Genomic DNA, 16,883 nt, shown 5'->3' with positions numbered 1-16,883 from the left:
GCAACAGGGTGCGATTCACCGCACCCTTATGGAGATTGTCCGCTTGAAATGGCTCTGGGTAATATCGCTGACTCTGCTCGCCGCACTGCAGTACCGTCTGTGGGTGGGCGAGGGCAGTCTGGCGCATGTCGCCCAGCTCAAGCAGGAAATCTCCGGTCAGCAAGGCGAGAACGAAAAACTGCTGGAGCGCAACCGCGTACTCACCGCAGAGGTCATCGAGCTGAAGCAGGGTCTGGAGACCATCGAGGAGCGTGCCCGGCATGAGCTGGGCATGGTCAAGGAAGGCGAGACCCTGTTCCAGTTGAGTGGCGATGACTGACACCAATCCGTCTTTCTGGGTGGTGATTCCCGCTGCCGGCGTCGGCTCGCGCATGCGCGCTGACCGGCCCAAGCAGTACCTGCCCCTGAATGGGCGCTGCCTGATCGAACATACCCTCGACTGTTTCCTTGGCCAGCCTGGCCTGCTCGGGCTGGTGGTCTGCCTGTCGGCGGATGATGCCTGGTGGCCGCAGCTGGCCTGCGCCGCCGATCCCCGTATTACCCGCGCCGATGGTGGCAGGGAGCGGGCCGACTCGGTACTCAACGGCCTGCAGGCACTTATAGCGCAGGGCGCCAATGAGCAGGACTGGGTACTGGTACATGATGCAGCGCGGCCCAATCTGGCCCAGTCCGATCTGCAGACGCTGCTGGCTACGCTGCAGGATGATCCAGTCGGTGGGCTGCTGGCCGTGCCGGTGCGCGACACGCTGAAGCTGGCCGGGCCGGATGGTCGGGTCAGTGCCACCCCGGATCGTTCGTTGTTCTGGCAGGCCTACACCCCACAAATGTTCCGCCTGGGCGCGCTGCGCGACGCATTGGGCAATGCCCTGGCCGCCGGAGCGACCATCACCGATGAAGCCTCGGCCATGGAATGGGCCGGCCAGGCGCCGCGGCTGGTGGAAGGACGTGCCGACAATATCAAGGTGACCCGGCCGGAAGATCTGGAGTTTCTGCGCCGGCGTTGAGTTTGTCAGGCCGGCAAACAGCATTGACGGGGTGGCCGATCGGATCAAGGACGTTGGTGTCGGGATGTGCGTGGGTTCTCACGATGGGTGGCTGGAAGGCAACAGGCGCAGCGTGCGAACCGCCACGTGCTGGGGTTGGGTTGTCGCGCGCCTGCGCGACGACGGGGTTGGGAAGCAGGTCTGAAGGTAGACAGTGCCTGAACGTGAACCAGGGACCATGTTCCAATCGTCAGCAACCGATTGACCATAAATGGGCTACTCAATATGCTGTATGTGTATACAGTATTTGAGCGATGCCATGATCCTTCTCCTTTCTATTCCCCCTGTTCATCCGGCTGGCCGCTGTGCTGCAGCGTGCCTGGCGTCGCAGCCATGAGTGCGGTGGTCTCGATCGATGCCCTGTTGCGCCAGCAGCGGGTGTGGAAGGGCCGTGGCGAGAGTGTGCCGCTGGCCATGCATCCCACCGGTCATCCGGCGCTGGACCGGTTGCTGCCTGGTGGCGGTTGGCCGGAGGCGGCATTGAGCGAGATTTTGCTGGCGGCGCCCGGTGCCGGGGAGTTGCAGTTGTTGTGGCCGACCCTGGCGCGGCTGACCGGGGCTGGGGAAAGGGTGGTGCTGGTGGCTCCGCCCTTCGTTCCCTATCCGTCGGCCTGGCTCGCGGCGGGGGTCGATCTGCGCTGGATGGTGCTGATCGATGCGCCCGAACGGGAGGCGCTGTGGGCGGCTGAGCAGTGCCTGCGTTCCGGCAGTTGCGCAGCGGTACTGTGCTGGCCGCAGCGTATCGATGATCGCGGTCTGCGCCGGCTGCAACTGGCGGCGGCCACCGGGCAGACCCTGGGGTTTGCCTGTCGCTCGCTGCGCGAGGCGGCCAACCCGTCGCCGGCGGCGTTGCGCCTGGCGCTGGATTGTCATCCGCGCCAGGTGCGGGTGCTCAAGTGTCGGGGGGCGTTGCAGCCGGGCCAGGCAGTGGCGCTCCAGAGCAACAGGCCCTGACATGCGCTGGGCCTGTATCCTGCTGACCCAGCTGGCGCTGGATGGGGTGTTGCGCGGTCGTGTCGATCAGGCGCAGCCGCTGGTGCTGGCTGCCGGGCCAGCGCAGCGCCGGGTGATCAAGGCTGCCAACCCGGCAGCGTGGCAGCTGGGGCTGAAACCGGGGTTGTCGCTGATTGCCGCGCAGGCGGTGGCCAGTGGTTTTGCGGTGGCCGAGTACCAGGAGCAGCAGATCGAGCACTGGCAGCGTTTTCTGGCGGCCTGGGCCTATCGCTTCAGTTCCCATGTCAGCCTGGACTATCCCCGAGCGCTGCTGGTGGAGGTGGAGTCCAGCCTGGGGTTGTTCGGTCCCTGGCCACGTTTCGAGCAGCGCCTGCGCAGTGAATTGACCGAGCTGGGGTTCCGGCACCGTATCGTGGTTGCGCCCAATGCCGCGGCGGCACGGGCGCTGGCCGGTGTGCATGATGGCCTGATGGTGGACGAACGCAGCCTGCGGCACCACATCGAGCGCCTGCCGATCAGTCGTTGTGGCCTGGCCGCCGATAGTGCGGCGGCGCTGGCGCGGATGGGGCTGCGCCAGGTGCGGCAGTTGCTGGCGTTGCCGCGCGATACGCTGGCCAGGCGCTTTCCCGCCGAGGTGCTGTTGCATCTGGACCGGTTGCTGGGGGTACAACCGCAGGCGCTGGATTGCTATCTGCCGGCCGATGAGTTCGAGGCGCGGATCGAGTTCAACTTCGAGGTCGATTCGCATCAGGCGTTGCTGTTCCCTCTGCGTCGGCTGCTGTCCGACCTGAACGCATTCCTCGCTGGCCGGGACTGCGGCGTGCAGCAGTTCATGCTGTCGCTGCAGCACCGCAAGCTGGAGGATACCCGGCTGCCGATCGGCCTGTTGGCGCCGGAGCGCAATACCCAACTGCTGTTCGAGGTGACGCGCAGCCGCCTGGAGCAACTGCAGTTGCCCGGGCCGGTGCTGGCGCTGCGGTTGCAGGCGCGTGACTTGCCAGCCTTTGTGCCACAGCCGCAGCCATTGTTCGCCGAGCGGCCCCAGCAATCCCAACCCTGGGAGCAGTTGCGCGAACGCCTGCGCGCCCGGCTGGGCGACCAGGCGGTATACGGTCTGGTCGCGGTGGCGGACCACCGCCCTGAATGCAGTTGGCGGGTCGACCGGCAAGGTGGTGGCGAGCGACCACCCAGCGGCCAGCCCCGTCCCGGCTGGCTGTTGCCCGAGCCGCAGCCGTTGAATGATCTGCTGCCGGAGGTGCTCACCGGGCCGGAGCGCATCGAGTCCGGTTGGTGGGATGCCGGCGACCTGCGCCGGGACTATTACCTGGTACGCACCCGGGACGGACGGTTGGCCTGGGTCTGGCAGGCGGTGGACGGCTCCGGACCCTTCATGCTGCAGGGCTGGTTCGCATGAAGCCGGACTATGCCGAGTTGCACTGCCTGAGCAACTTCAGCTTCCAGCGTGGCGCCTCTAGCGCCGACGAGCTGTTCGCCCGTGCCAAGGCGTTGGGCTACCGGGCCCTGGCGATCACCGATGAGTGCAGCCTGGCTGGCATAGTGAGGGCCTGGCAAGCTGCCCAGCAACACCATCTGCCGCTGATCATCGGCAGCGAGATGCGGGTGGAGAACGGCCCGAAGCTGGTGCTGCTGGTGGAGAACCTGACCGGCTACCAGCACCTGTGCCGGCTGATCACCCGCGCCCGGCGGCGCGCGGAGAAGGGTCGTTATCGACTGCTGCGCGAAGACCTGTCCGGCGAGCTGCCCGGCCTGCTGGCGCTGTGGCTGGCCGAGGAGCAGGACGACGGCACAACAGGCAACTGGCTGCAGGGTCTCTTCCCGCAGCGGTTGTGGCTGGCCATCGAACTGCACCGGGGGCCGGATGATGCCGGCAGACTGGCCCGATTGCAGGCCCTGGCGGCGACCCTGGATATTCCGGCGGTGGCCTGTGGCGATGTGCACATGCATGCCCGTGGTCGCCGGGCGTTGCAGGACACCCTCACCGCGGTTCGCCATCATTGCCGGGTGGATGAGGCCGGGCATCGGCTGTTCGCCAATGGCGAGCGGCACCTGCGCAGCCGTGAACTGCTGGCCGATACCTATCCCGCCGGGCTGCTGGCCGAAAGCCTGCGTATCGCCGAGCGCTGTCACTTTGTGCTGAAGCAGCTGAAGTACCAGTATCCCCACGAGCTGGTGCCAGCCGGGCACACACCGAGGACCTGGCTGCGCCAGTTGACCGAGCAGGGTATCCGCTGGCGCTGGCCTGGTGGTATTGGCGCTGAACTGCGTGGGCAGATCGACAAGGAGCTGGCGCTGATCGAGGAGCTGGAATACGAAAGCTATTTTCTCACGGTGCACGACATCGTCCACTTCGCTCGCAGCCAGCATATTCTCTGCCAGGGACGTGGCTCGGCGGCCAACTCGGCGGTGTGCTTCGCGCTGGGCATCACCGAGATCGACCCGGCGCGCTCCAGCCTGCTGTTCGAGCGGTTCCTGTCCCGTGAGCGTAACGAGCCGCCGGATATCGATGTGGATTTCGAGCATGAACGGCGCGAGGAAGTGGTCCAGTATGTGTTCCGCCGCTATGGTCGCCAGCGCGCCGCGTTGACCGCGGTGGTCAGCAGCTATCACGCCGCTGGCGCGATTCGCGATGTCGGCAAGGCGCTGGGGTTGCCGCCGGAGCAGGTCGACGTCCTGGCCCGTTGCTGCGGTCGCTGGAGCGACCGTATCCCGACGGAGCAGCGGTTGCGCGAGGCGGGGTTCGATCCGCACAGTCCGTTGTTGCACCGGGTGCTGACCCTGAGCGGACAGCTGATCGGCTTTCCCCGGCACCTGTCGCAGCATCCTGGCGGTTTCGTCATCTCCGAACAGGCGCTGGACACCCTGGTGCCGGTGGAGAACGCGGCGATGGAAGGGCGCACCGTCATCCAGTGGGACAAGGACGACCTGGATGCGGTCGGGCTGCTCAAGGTCGATATTCTCTCCCTGGGCATGCTCACCGCGCTGCGCCGCTGCTTCGACCTGCTGCGCCAACACCGCAATCGCGATCTGACGCTGGCGACCATTCCCGCAGATGACAGGCCGACCTACGAGATGATCAGCCGTGCCGATACCATCGGCGTGTTCCAGATCGAGTCGCGGGCGCAAATGAGCATGCTGCCGCGGCTCAAGCCGGAAAATTTCTATGACCTGGTGGTGGAGGTGGCGATTGTCCGGCCCGGGCCGATCCAGGGCGACATGGTGCACCCTTATCTGCGTCGGCGTAACAAGCAAGAGAAAGTGACCTATCCGTCTCCGGCACTGGAAAAGGTACTGAAGCGCACGCTGGGGGTGCCGCTGTTCCAGGAACAGGTGATGGAACTGGCGATCGTGGCTGCCGGCTACACCGCCGGTGAGGCGGATCAGCTGCGTCGCTCCATGGCCGCCTGGAAGCGCCGCGGCGGCCTGGAGCCGCACCGGGCAAAACTGACCAGTGGCATGCTCGAACGCGGTTACGATCTGGCGTTCGCCGAGCGCATCTTCGAGCAGATCAAGGGTTTTGGCGAATACGGCTTTCCCGAATCCCATGCCGCCAGTTTCGCTCTGCTGACCTATGCCAGCAGCTGGCTGAAATGCCATGAGCCGGCGGCCTTCGCCTGTGCCCTGATCAACAGCTGGCCGATGGGTTTCTACAGTCCTGATCAGTTGTTGCAGGATGCCCGCCGCCACGGAGTCGAGACTTTTCCGGTGGATGTGCGCTACAGCGACTGGGATTGCAGCCTGGAGCCGGGCAGGGGGCAGCAGTTGGCGATCCGGCTTGGCCTGCGCATGTTGCGCGGTTTCCGTGAAGAGGATGCTCGGCGGCTGGTGGCCGCCCGCGAGCGCACGGCGTTCGTGCAGGTCGATGAGCTGAGCGTGCGTGCTGGCCTGAACCGGCGTGCCCTCGAGTTGCTGGCCGATGCCGGTGCCCTGCGCGGGCTGGCCGGCAACCGCCATCGCGCGCGTTGGGCGGTGGCCGGGGTGCAGGAGGCATTGCCGCTGTTCGCCGGGCAGTCCCTGGCTGCGGAGCCGGCGGTGGCCTTGCCGCTGCCGAGTCTGGCGCAGGACCTGCATGCCGACTACGCGCTGGTGGGCACCACCATGGGACCGCATCCGCTGCGCCTGCTGCGCAGCGCCCTGGCGGCCCGGCGCTGCCGCAGTTCACGGCAGTTGGCGCAGCTGGCGCATGGCAGCCAGCTGTGGGTCGCCGGGCTGGTCACCGGCCGGCAGCGACCGGGTACCGCCAGTGGTGTGACCTTCATCACTCTGGAAGATGAGTTCGGCATGGTCAATGTGGTGATCTGGCGCGCCCTGGCCGAGCGCCAGCGTCGGGAGGTGATGCAGGGTCGACTGTTGCAGGTCTACGGGCGGTTGGAGTCGGAGCAGGGCGTGCGTCACCTGATCGCCCAGCGCCTGGTAGACCTGACACCGATGCTGGATGGACTGGATACCCGTAGCCGGGATTTCCATTGATTCTCTACACCCTGGTAGATAGCTACGGGCGGGTTTCGGGGTGCAGCGCGCCTGCGCTACGCCGGTTCCGAGTGGGCAGGGGGCTGTGTCGTCGAGCAGGCGCTCGACAACCCGGTGTTGGGTGAGAGCGACAACCTCGTCGCTACAGCGCCACCCGCTGCACATTCCCCTGCGCTTGCCGCGCACCGAAACGCCCTTTCTCATCACGCTCCACATGGGCCACTGCGATCTGTGAATCGTGGGTAAACACCAGCCGACCATTGCTGGCGACCATATCGTTGAGCAGGGCTTCCTTTTCCTCGATCAGGGTTTCCGGAAAGCGATCGTAACCCATGGTGATCGGCAGGTGCAGCCAGGGCGAGCCGGGGATCAGATCGCCGGGAAACACCACCGGACCGTCCGGCATGTCGAACTCGGGCAGCATCAGCCCCGGAGTGTGGCCGTCACTGAAACGGAAGCGCCAGTCCTTGCCCAAGGTGGTCGACCGCTGGCCATCGCGGATCAGTTCCACCCGGCCACTGGCCGTGAGCAATTCGATCAACTGCGGAATGAATGAAGCCTGATCCCGTGGGTGTGGTCGGCGGGCTCGGGCCCAATGGCGTTCTCCAATAACGAAGGTGGCGTTGGGGAACAGCAACTGGGGTTCTTGCCCGTCCTGCCAGGCGCTCAGCAATCCGCCGGCATGATCGAAATGCAGGTGGGTCAGCACCACTACATCGATATCCTCATGGGTCAGACCGACCGCCGCCAGGCTGTCGAGCAGCACATGGCTGTGTTCAACGACGCCGTAACGCTCCTTCAACTGCGGCGAGAAGAAGGCGCCGATGCCGGTTTCGATGAGGATATTGCGGTCATCTTCCTGTACCAGCAGGGCGCGACAGCTCAGCCTGATGCGGTTCTGCTCGTCGGTCTCGACCCAGCGTGACCAGAGTGCCTTGGGCGCATTGCCGAACATGGCACCGCCGTCCAGGCGCTGGCTGTTGCCTTCTAGGGTGGTGAAAGTGCGCATATCTATTCTCCAGCAGCTGCCGGCCAGTACCGGCAGCCGAGTCAATCAAAGGTTGAAGGTATACCCGATGATCAGGCGGTTCTCATCCATGTCGCTGGCGAAGTTGCTGCGGTAGGTTGCGTTGCGCCAGTGCAACGAGAGGTTGCGCAACGGACCAGTCTGGATGACATAGACCACATCGGTGTTGCGCTCTCATTCCTTGCCGCGTCCTTCCGTGTGCTCGATATTGTGGCCGCGGTTCATCAGTTTCAGGCCTGGCAGGCCGCTACCGAGCACGGCAAGACTGATGGCGATCCGTTGCATGTTGGTAGCTTTGCTCATTGGGCGGCATCCTGTTCCGGCTTTTTCACATCGCTGACGCTGCGGAATTTCAGCAGGTGGGTGCGCTCGACCAGGATGTACAGTGCGGCGCCGGCCGCCAGGCCCCAGCCCGCGCCATACACCGCCAGTACCACGCCCATGGTGCCGGCGATGCCGCGCTCGGTGTTGTTCTGCAGCTGCTCGAAGCCGACCATCAGGCAGATATAGCCGGTGAGGATCAATGTCAGCGACAGGGCGATTGGCAGTACCGGCTGGAAGAAACTCACCAGTGGCAGCATGAACAGCGCCAGGAAGCCGCTGATCCAGAAGGTGCCGGCGCCACTGTAGATGGAGTCCATCGCCTTGCGCCCATACTTGTAGCGTTCGGCCATGGTGGCGGCCACTGCGGTCCACAGCGGTCCGGCCAGGCCGGGGTAGGGCGCGAAGAAGGCATGCAGGGCGTTGCGGATGGCGGTGACCAGGTGCACGCGGTCGATGTTGTTCTCGATCACTTCGTCGGTGCGCAGTTCATCGGCGCGCTGCATCAGTGACTGGCCGACGATGATATCGCCGAAGGCAATGACATAGGAGATGATCGCCGTGGGTATGGCCAGCATGAACACCTTGGCATCGGGGAAGCCGACGGTGAACGGCAGATAGTTCCACATCTCGCCGAAGGCCGGAGCAGTGATGCCGAAGCGCACGTCGGGCATGTCGTACTCGCCCGTGGCGATGCCGATGAAGATGGCTACCAGCATCCCCGGGACCATGCCGTAGTTGACCACCTTGCGGGCCAGCGGCACACGCTCGGTCAGCCCCTTGAAGGACACCGAGAACATCAGGTACAGGCAGATCAGGCTGCCCAGCACCAGCGATATCGGCGTATTGGCCAGGCGCCCGCCCGCATCGATTTCGCCGATCAGTGCGGCGATACCGGCACCGATGATGATGCCGCCCTTCATCGAATTGGGAATCAGGCGTACAAGGGTGCTGCCCAGGCGGGTGATACCAAGGAGCAGGAAGATCAGGAACACCAGGAACTGCAGGGCAAACAGTGCCTGAATGGCCTCCGGCCCCGGCTCGAAATCACCGAGAAACAGCAGAACCACGGGTATGCCAGGGGTAATCCAGCCGGGTACGAAGGGCACACCGAGCAGCGCCGGCAGCATGAAACCGACACCGCAGACCACCACATAGGCCAGCGCCACATCGTAGGGCAGGCCCAGGTAGGTCTGCAGCAGCGGCATCATGCCGAGACTGACCACGAACATGATCAGCGCCTGGAGCATTTCTGCAGTTTCCCAGCGGTAATGCACGAAAGGCAGACGAATCTTGAAGGGGCCGCAGGGCCAGTAGGGTTGCTCGGCGCCATGGGCGCGCTTGTAGACTTGCATGTAATACTCCTTGTGGCCAAACGGCAGGCGCAGACTGGCATCAGCCCAGCTGTCCGCAGGCTTATTGTTGTTGTGAAACAGGAAATATCTGCCGGCCAGGCCGGCACGGTATGCGCCCCGCAGTCAAGGACAGGGCGTACACCGTCGTGCCGGGAGCAGCTCAGCAGGCCTGGCGCTGGCTGGCCCAGTCCCGCAGTACGTACTTCTGGATCTTGCCGGTCGAGGTTTTTGGCAATTCGGTGAATACCACGTCCTTGGGTACCTTGAACGCGGCCAGGTGCTCGCGGCAGAAGCGGATGATGTCCGCCTCGCTGGGCTGGTGGCCGGTCTTGAGGGTGACAAAGGCGCAGGGAGTCTCGCCCCACTTGTCATCGGGCTTGGCTACCACGGCGGCTTCCAGTATCGCCGGATGGCGATAGAGCACGCCTTCGACTTCGATGGTGGAGATGTTCTCGCCGCCGGAAATGATGATGTCCTTGAGCCGGTCCTTGATCTCGACGTAACCATCGGCATGCCATACGCCCAGATCGCCGGTATGGAACCAGCCGCCCTCGAACGCCTCGGCGGTGGCTGACGGGTTCTTCAGGTAGCCCTTCATCACGGTGTTACCGCGCATGAAGATCTCGCCAATGGACTCGCCGTCACGCGGCACTGGTTGCAGGGTTTGCGGGTCGGCGACCATGACGCCTTCCAGGGTCGGGTAACGTACGCCCTGGCGGGCCTTGATCCGGGCGCGCTCATCCAGTGACAACGCATCCCATTCCTCATGCCAGGCGCAGACGGTCACTGGGCCATAAACTTCGGTCAGGCCGTAGGTGTGGGTCAGTTTTATGCCCATTTCCTCTACCGCACCGATGACCTTGGCCGGTGGTGCGGCACCGGCAATCATGGCGTGTATCGGATGGTCGATCGCGGCCTTGGCTTCCGGTGGCATGTTCACCAGCGCATTGAGCACGATGGGTGCGCCGCACATGTGGGTCACCTGCTCGTCGTGGATCAGGTTGAGGATCTTCTGCGGGTCGACGCGGCGCAGGCAGACATGCACGCCGGCCATGGCGGTGACGGTCCAGGGGTAGCACCAGCCGTTGCAATGGAACATCGGCAGGGTCCACAGATAGACCGGATGCTGGCCCATGTTCCAGGTCATCTGGTTGCCCATGGCGTTGAGGAAGGCCCCCCGATGGTGATAGACCACGCCCTTGGGGTTGCCGGTGGTACCCGAGGTGTAGTTCAGGCTGATGGCATCCCATTCGTCATCCGGCCCCTGCCAGGCGAATTCGGGATCCCCCTCGGCCAGCAGCACCTCGTAGTCCAGCGGGCTGTTGGCCTGGCCTTCACCGTATTCGGGATCATTGACGTCGATCACCAGCGGTGGATGATCGAGCATGCCGATGGCGGCGTGGACGATATCGAAGAACTCGCGGTCGGCGATCAGCACCTTGGCCTCGCCATGCTGCAGCATGAAGGCGATGGCCTCGGCGTCCAGCCGCACGTTCAGGGTATTGAGCACCGCACCGATCATGGGCACGCCGAAGTGCGCTTCGAGCATCTCCGGGATGTTCGGCAGCATCACTGCCACCGTATCGCCCTTGCCTATGCCGCGGCCCTGCAGGGCCGATGCCAGACGACGGCAGCGGGTATATGTCTGCTCCCAGGTACGGCGTACGGCACCATGTACCACGGCGGGATAGTCCGGATAGACACTGGCAGTGCGCTCGATGAACGTCAGCGGAGAAAGGGCGGTGTGGTTGACCGAGGTGGCCGGCAGGCCTTCCTGAAATATGGACATGGATCGTATCCTGTATGGCGTTTTATTAGCTCTTGTTAAGAGAAATACGGTTTATCCTGGCGGAGACCGTCATATTTATAGGTGAATTTATAAATCATCTAGGTAAAAATGGGAAGTATAACTAAAGTATATAGTATAAATACTATAAGGTGATTTGAGTGTCCTACCCAAGCTCAAGCGTCCCGGTTGCCGGCCTGCTGGCCAGCGCCGATCCCCAGCCGACATTGCTGCTCGACGCCCGAGGGCGCCTTTGTGACTGGAATCCGGCAATGCATGCGCTGCTGGCCGCCGGTCATCCGCCGGATTGCCTGTTGCCCTACAACCACGGGCAGTTGGTGCTGTCGGTACTCAGCCAGCAGCGGGCGATAGAGGAGGTGCCGGTGGAGATTCCCGGTGCCCGGCACCTGGTGTGGACCTTCATTCCACTGGCCGCCGATCGGGTGCTTGCCCGCGCCCGGGATGCCACCGAGGCGCTGCAGAACCAGCAACAGGCGCTGGTAGCCAGGCGGCTGTATCGGCTGATCATCGAGAACACCACCGATCTTATTTCCCGCCATACCCCGGAGGGGAATTTTCTCGATGCCTCACCGGCAGCCAAGACGTTGCTCGGCTACTGGCCCGAACAGTTGCGTGGAATGCCGATCGATGAGCTGTTCCATCCGCAGGAGCGGGAGCAGGTGATAGAGCGTTTTCGCAGTGCCCTGGACCAGGATGGGTATCTGACCATCACCCACCGGATTCGCCATAGCGATGGTCATTATCGCTGGTTCGAAACCGCCAGCCGGGCCATCCGCGAGACCTATACCGGTAGCGTGGTAGAGTCCGTCAGCGTCTCGCGGGATATCACCGAGCGCATCCGCAGCGAGGAGAAGAGTCGCCGCCTGCAGGATGAACTGGCCCATGCCACCCGCCTGGCGACGCTGGGCGAACTGACCTCGGGCATAGCCCATGAGATCAACCAGCCGCTGGCCGCCATCGTCAATTACGCCAGTGCCAGCCAGCGCTACCTGGCCGCCATGCCGGAGGGCGGTGAAGCTGGCGTCCGTCTGGCCCAGGGGCTGGAGCGCATCGCCGGACATGCCCAGCATGCCGCCGAAGTGATCAAGCGTATGCGCGCCTTCCTGCGCAAGGGGCCACGGCGCAATCAGCGCATCGATCCTGCCGGGTTGGCCCAGGATGCGGTGCGCCTGTGCCAGTGGGAGGCCGAGCAGCAGCAGGTGGAGATAGTGCAACAGGGCGATACGCCGTTGCCGGATGTGCATGGCGATCCGGTACTGCTGCAGCAGGTGCTGTTGAACCTGCTGCGCAATGCCATCGAGGCCAACCGGGAGACCCACCCGGACGGCCCATCGCGGATCATCCTGCAACTCGATGCCAGCGAGCAGCGGGTGAACCTGCGGGTCATCGACCAGGGGCCGGGTGCCAGCGAGGAGCAGCTGGAGCGCATGTTCACCCCGTTCTTCACCAGCAAGCCCGGCGGCCTGGGGCTGGGCCTGTCGATGAGTCAGAATATCATCGACAGCTTTGGTGGCGGCCTCAATGCTTATCCGGCGGATGCGGGGGGGCTGTGCCTGCATTGCTGGCTGCCGGCGTTACCGGACAATACCGACAATAACAAGGGGAAATACGCATGATGGAAGCGGATCAGCCACAACGGGTATATGTGGTGGATGATGACCAGGGGATGCTGGACTCCACGGTCTGGCTGCTGGAGTCGATCGGGCTCAGGGCCTTGCCCTTTACCAGTGGCCAGGCGTTTCTCGCCGACTGTGACGAACAGGGGCCGGCCTGCGTGGTGCTGGATATCCGCATGCCCGGCATGGGCGGACTGGCGGTGCAGGAAGCGCTGCGTGAGCGGGGCAGCCACCTGCCGGTGATCTTCGTCAGTGCCCACGCCGATGTGCCCATCGTGGTGCGGGCGTTTCGTGGTGGCGCGGTGGATTTCATCGAGAAGCCGTACAATGAGCAATTGCTGTTGGACAGCGTGCAACGGGCGCTGCGCCTGCACGCCCGGCCCGCCGCGGACGAGGGGGTAGCTGGACAGGTGGCCGAGCGCCTGCAGCAACTGACGCCACGGGAACAGGACATACTGCTGCCGCTGGTGCAGGGTTACAACAATCGGGAGATAGCCGAGCAGCTTGGGCTGAGCGTGAAGACCGTGGACCTGTACCGCTCTCGGGTAATGAAGCGCATGCAGGCCGATAGCCTGCCGGCATTGGTGGGTATGGCAATCGGGATGGGACTGATCGAGCCCTTTACCCTGGCTGCCAGGTAACGGGGACAGGTTCCCGGGTCAGAGCCAGTGGGCCGGGTTCATGGCGTGACAGTGCAGGGTGTGGCAGGGTGCACCTGTCATGCGGCTGCCGTTGGCTTCGCTGCTGCGGTGCAGCGCGTTGGCCGTCAGCGCGACGAGCATCAGGGTGCAGAAGGCGACGATGGTGGAGGCATTGACCACATTGTTGGTTTTCATGACATCAGGACCTGCTGTTGTTCTTGTTATTGCCTCTCTACGGTTGCGTTGTATCGACCGCGGGGCATTTCTAATATCGCTGATGCTAGTCGAGATTGGTGGCGTGGGCAAGGGACTCATCAGGGCAATTCATAGTGCCGCATGGAGTGTCGAGCTTCTGCTCGACATCCCACGCCAGCCGGATACACCGCAGGCCGGGATGGAACCCGGCATTCCATCCAGTCCCCGGCCCCCAGCCTGTCACAACGGATAGTTCTTCAGCTCCCTGGCGATCAGCAGCCGCTGGATCTCGCTGGTGCCTTCATAGATCTGGGTGATCCGCGCATCGCGATACAGCCGCTCCACCGGGTAATCCTCCAGATAGCCGTAGCCACCATGGATCTGTACCGCCCTGGAGCACACCTCCTCGGCCATCTCGCTGGCGAACAGCTTGGCCTGGGAAGCCTCGGACAGGCACGGCTGGCCTTCGCTGCGCAGGCGCGCGGCATGCAGGATCAGCAGCCGGGTGGCGTTGATGCGGGTGTGCATGTCCGCCAGCATGTTGGCGATGCTCTGGTGTTCGGTCAGCGGTACGCCGAACTGGGTGCGCTCGCGGGCGTAGCTCAGCGCCGCCTCGAAGGCCGAGCGGGCGATGCCCAGGGCCTGGGCGGCGATGCCGATGCGGCCACCTTCCAGGTTGGACAGGGCGATGGCCAGGCCCTTGCCGCGCGGGCCGAGCATGTTGGCCTCGGGAATACGGCAATTATCCAGGGTTACCGCGCAGGTGTCCGAGCCGCGGATGCCCATCTTGTGCTCCATGCGCTCGATCTTGAAACCGGGGTTGTCGGTGGGTACCAGGAAGGCCGAGAGGCCCTTCTTGCCCAGTTCCGGATCGGTCACGGCGAAGACGACGGCCAGCTGCGCACGCTTGGCGTTGCTGACGAACTGCTTGGCGCCGTTGATCACCCATTGGCCATCCTCCAGCACCGCCCGGGTGCGCAGGTTGTGCGCCTCGGAGCCGGCCTGGGGTTCGGTCAGGCAGAAACAGCCGATGGCCCTGCCGGCCGCGAGGTCGGGCAACCAGGCTTCCTGCTGTTCGGCATTGCCGTATTTCAGCAGTGGGCCGCAGCCCACCGAGTTGTGAATACTCATCATGGCGCCGGTGGCGCTACAGCCGGCGGCAATTTCCTCCACCGCCAGGGCATAGGCTACGTAGTCGACGTAGCTGCCGCCCCATTCCTCCGGCACCACCATGCCCAGCAAGCCGAGTTCGCCCATCTGGCGTACCACGGCATCGTCGATCCAGCCGGCCTTGTCCCATTCGGCGGCCCGTGGCGCCAGCTCGCTCTGGGCGAACTGGCGGGCCATGTCGCGGATCATGCGCTGGTCTTCATTGAGCTCGATATCGTGCATGTGCTCTCTCCTTGTTCTCGATCAGGCCAGTCGATCGGCTGTATGACCCGGTACAAAGCCGGCGAAGAATTCCGCTACCCGGCCGGGCGTGACCTCGGCCAGGCTCGGCGGATTCCAGCGCGGGTTCTTGTCCTTGTCGATGATCAGCGCGCGCACGCCCTCCATGATGTCGCCCTTGGCGAACCACTGGCGATCCAGGTGCAGTTCCAGGGCGAAGCAGTCCGCCAGGCTCAGCTCGCGGCCCTGGCGCAGCAGCTCCAGGGTGACGCACATGGCCAGCGGTGACTTGCTGTCGATGGCCGCCAGGGTGTGCTGGGCCCAGTCCAGGTAGGCGGGGCAGTCCTCGCTGGCGAGCGAGGCGCGAATGCGCGGCATGTCCGGCTGGCTGAAGTGATGATCGATGGCCGAGCGCAGCGCCTTGATCTCCGAGCCGGGGATCTTCTGCGAAGCACGCTTGCCGAGCAGCCGGTCCAGGTCACTGGCCGGGTCCTCCGACCAGGCCTGGGTGTTGAGCGCCTGGTCCAGTTCGGCGAGCACGTCGCTGCTGAGGCAGTGGTCGGCCAGGCCGCAGTACAGGGCGTCGGCGGCGCGGACATGCGAGCCGGTGACCCCCAGGTACTGGCCGATGGCGCCCTCCAGGCGTGGCAGAAAATAGCTGCCACCCACATCCGGGAAGTAGCCGATGCCGGTTTCCGGCATGCCCATCTTCACCCGCTCGGTGACCACCCGGTGCGAGGCGGCCTGGGCCAGGCCCATGCCACCGCCGAGCACAAAGCCGTCCATCAATGCCAGTACCGGCTTGGCGTAGGCGTGGAGCAGTTGGTCCAGCGCGTACTCCTCCTGGAAGAAGGTCATATACATGCCATCGCCGGCCAGGTAGCTGTCATACAGCCCGCGGATATCGCCGCCGGCGCAGAAGGCCTTCTCGCCAGTGGAGCGCAGCACCACCACGCGCACCTGGGCATCGCCCTGCCAGGCGTCCAGCTGCTGGCGCAGCTGGCGAACCATGTCCAGGTTCAGGGCATTGAGCCCGGCAGGCCGGTTCAGGGTCAGGTGGCCAACGCCGTTGCGGACCTCGACCAGTACAGTCTGCTCGGTCATTCGATCGCTCCGTTGTACAGCTTGATGATGGCGGAGAAGTCCAGAGCGCCGTTACCCTGGCTGCTGAAGGTCTGGTACAGCTGCTGCGCCGCGGCGCCCAGCACCACCGGCTGGCGCGCCTGTTTCGCCGCCTCGGTGGCCAGCCCCAGGTCCTTGAGCATCAGGTCGGTGCCGAAGCCACCGGTGTAGCCGCGGGATGCCGGAGCGTTTTCCAGCACCTCGGGGTAGGGGTTGTAGGTATCCGAACTCCAGCAGCGACCGCTGGAGGTGTTGATGATGCCGGCCAGCACCTTGGGGTCCATGCCCAGGGAAACGCCCAGGTTCATGGCCTCGGCCACGCCGATCATGGAGATGCCCAGCAGCATGTTGTTGGCGACCTTGGCTACCTGGCCATTGCCGCTGGGACCGCAGTGGACGATGTTCTTGCCCATGGCCTGCAGCACCGGCAACGCGGTGTCGAAGTCAGCCTGTTCGCCACCGACCATGAAGGTCAGGGTGCCTGCAGTGGCACCGCCGGTGCCACCGGATACCGGCGCGTCGAGCATGCGGTTGCCATTGCTGGCGGCGGCCGCGGCCACTTCGCGGGCGCTCATGGGGTCGATGGTCGAGCTGTCGATCAGGCGTACCGCCGGGGCTACATTGGCCAGCAGGCCGTCTTCGCCCAGGTAGACGGACTTCACATGCTGGGCTGCTGGGAGCATGGTGATGATCAGTTCGATATCGCTGCGGGCCAGTTCGGCGATGCTCGGGGCGGCGCTGGCGCCGGCTTCCACCAGGCTGGCCACCGCCGCCTGGGACAGGTCGAACACGGTCAGTTGATGGCCGGCCTTGATGAGATTGTGAGCCATCGGCCCGCCCATGTTGCCCAGGCCAAGAAATCCGATTTTCATGTGAGTTACCTCTTTTTATTAGTGCCGTTATTTTTTTCGGGGTGTAGCGCGCC

Annotated in this window: 14 protein-coding genes and 1 pseudogene; 7 read left to right on the top strand and 8 right to left on the bottom strand. The window is 64.4% G+C overall.

What is annotated here, in order from left to right:
• Positions 1–28: 28 nt before the first annotated feature.
• The 5 genes from CQ007_RS04870 (at position 29) to CQ007_RS04850 (ending at position 6,485) form a co-directional block, all read left to right on the top strand.
• On the top strand, positions 29–319 hold the full coding sequence (locus CQ007_RS04870) for a septum formation initiator family protein (protein ID WP_105643787.1): 291 nt from the start codon (positions 29–31) through the stop codon (positions 317–319).
• Positions 312–1,004: a 2-C-methyl-D-erythritol 4-phosphate cytidylyltransferase gene (gene ispD / locus CQ007_RS04865; RefSeq protein ID WP_105643786.1), complete on the top strand. Its 693-nt coding sequence runs from the start codon at positions 312–314 to the stop codon at positions 1,002–1,004. The genes CQ007_RS04870 and ispD overlap by 8 nt, the downstream gene beginning before the upstream one ends.
• 372 nt (positions 1,005–1,376) lie before the next feature.
• The gene (gene imuA, locus CQ007_RS04860) at positions 1,377–1,997 is read left to right on the top strand and encodes a translesion DNA synthesis-associated protein ImuA (RefSeq protein WP_105643785.1); all 621 of its coding nucleotides are present in this window, start codon (positions 1,377–1,379) and stop codon (positions 1,995–1,997) included.
• A gap of 1 nt (position 1,998) precedes the next feature.
• Entirely contained in the window at positions 1,999–3,411 is a 1,413-nt protein-coding gene (locus CQ007_RS04855) for a DNA polymerase Y family protein (RefSeq protein WP_105643784.1), read from the top strand.
• Positions 3,408–6,485: an error-prone DNA polymerase gene (locus CQ007_RS04850; RefSeq protein ID WP_105643783.1), complete on the top strand. Its 3,078-nt coding sequence runs from the start codon at positions 3,408–3,410 to the stop codon at positions 6,483–6,485. Before CQ007_RS04855 ends, CQ007_RS04850 begins: the two co-directional genes overlap by 4 nt.
• A 142-nt stretch (positions 6,486–6,627) precedes the next feature.
• Here the strand turns inward: CQ007_RS04850 and CQ007_RS04845 are convergent, their stop codons facing one another.
• The 4 genes and pseudogenes from CQ007_RS04845 to CQ007_RS04830 all read right to left on the bottom strand — a co-directional run bounded on the left by CQ007_RS04845 (position 6,628) and on the right by CQ007_RS04830 (position 10,977).
• Positions 6,628–7,494: an MBL fold metallo-hydrolase gene (locus tag CQ007_RS04845; protein ID WP_105643782.1), complete on the bottom strand. Its 867-nt coding sequence runs from the start codon at positions 7,492–7,494 to the stop codon at positions 6,628–6,630.
• Between the two features lie 45 nt (positions 7,495–7,539).
• Positions 7,540–7,758 (bottom strand): annotated as a pseudogene (locus CQ007_RS19160) (OprD family outer membrane porin); the annotation flags it as partial.
• A gap of 53 nt (positions 7,759–7,811) precedes the next feature.
• A complete protein-coding gene (locus CQ007_RS04835) occupies positions 7,812–9,188 on the bottom strand; it encodes a solute carrier family 23 protein (RefSeq protein WP_105643781.1) in 1,377 nt (458 codons plus the stop codon).
• A 160-nt stretch (positions 9,189–9,348) separates the two neighbouring features.
• Complete coding sequence (locus CQ007_RS04830) at positions 9,349–10,977, bottom strand: acyl-CoA synthetase (RefSeq protein WP_105643780.1); 1,629 nt, start codon at positions 10,975–10,977, stop codon at positions 9,349–9,351.
• A 158-nt stretch (positions 10,978–11,135) separates the two neighbouring features.
• On the opposite strand from CQ007_RS04830, the gene CQ007_RS04825 reads away from it, so the two are divergent.
• Both CQ007_RS04825 and CQ007_RS04820 read left to right on the top strand, forming a co-directional pair.
• Complete coding sequence (locus tag CQ007_RS04825) at positions 11,136–12,611, top strand: sensor histidine kinase (protein ID WP_256582197.1); 1,476 nt, start codon at positions 11,136–11,138, stop codon at positions 12,609–12,611.
• The gene (locus CQ007_RS04820) at positions 12,611–13,252 is read left to right on the top strand and encodes a response regulator transcription factor (RefSeq protein WP_105643825.1); all 642 of its coding nucleotides are present in this window, start codon (positions 12,611–12,613) and stop codon (positions 13,250–13,252) included. Before CQ007_RS04825 ends, CQ007_RS04820 begins: the two co-directional genes overlap by 1 nt.
• A gap of 18 nt (positions 13,253–13,270) precedes the next feature.
• Here the strand turns inward: CQ007_RS04820 and CQ007_RS18895 are convergent, their stop codons facing one another.
• The 4 genes from CQ007_RS18895 to mmsB all read right to left on the bottom strand — a co-directional run bounded on the left by CQ007_RS18895 (position 13,271) and on the right by mmsB (position 16,830).
• Positions 13,271–13,447, bottom strand: a complete 177-nt coding sequence (locus CQ007_RS18895; RefSeq protein ID WP_158256723.1) for a hypothetical protein — start codon at positions 13,445–13,447, stop codon at positions 13,271–13,273.
• A gap of 240 nt (positions 13,448–13,687) precedes the next feature.
• Positions 13,688–14,839 carry an acyl-CoA dehydrogenase family protein gene (locus CQ007_RS04815; protein ID WP_105643778.1) on the bottom strand — a complete coding sequence of 384 codons (1,152 nt, stop codon included), beginning with the start codon at positions 14,837–14,839 and terminating at the stop codon, positions 13,688–13,690.
• Between the two features lie 21 nt (positions 14,840–14,860).
• The gene (locus tag CQ007_RS04810; RefSeq protein ID WP_105643777.1) at positions 14,861–15,940 is read right to left on the bottom strand and encodes an enoyl-CoA hydratase/isomerase family protein; all 1,080 of its coding nucleotides are present in this window, start codon (positions 15,938–15,940) and stop codon (positions 14,861–14,863) included.
• Positions 15,937–16,830, bottom strand: coding sequence for a 3-hydroxyisobutyrate dehydrogenase (gene mmsB, locus CQ007_RS04805; protein WP_105643776.1), 894 nt, complete (start codon positions 16,828–16,830; stop codon positions 15,937–15,939). Before mmsB ends, CQ007_RS04810 begins: the two co-directional genes overlap by 4 nt.
• Positions 16,831–16,883: the final 53 nt, after the last annotated feature.

It is taken from the genome of Pseudomonas sp. MYb185, from assembly GCF_002979975.1.
GTDB lineage: Bacteria > Pseudomonadota > Gammaproteobacteria > Pseudomonadales > Pseudomonadaceae > Halopseudomonas.
This window is presented reverse-complemented; position numbering and strand designations above follow the sequence as displayed.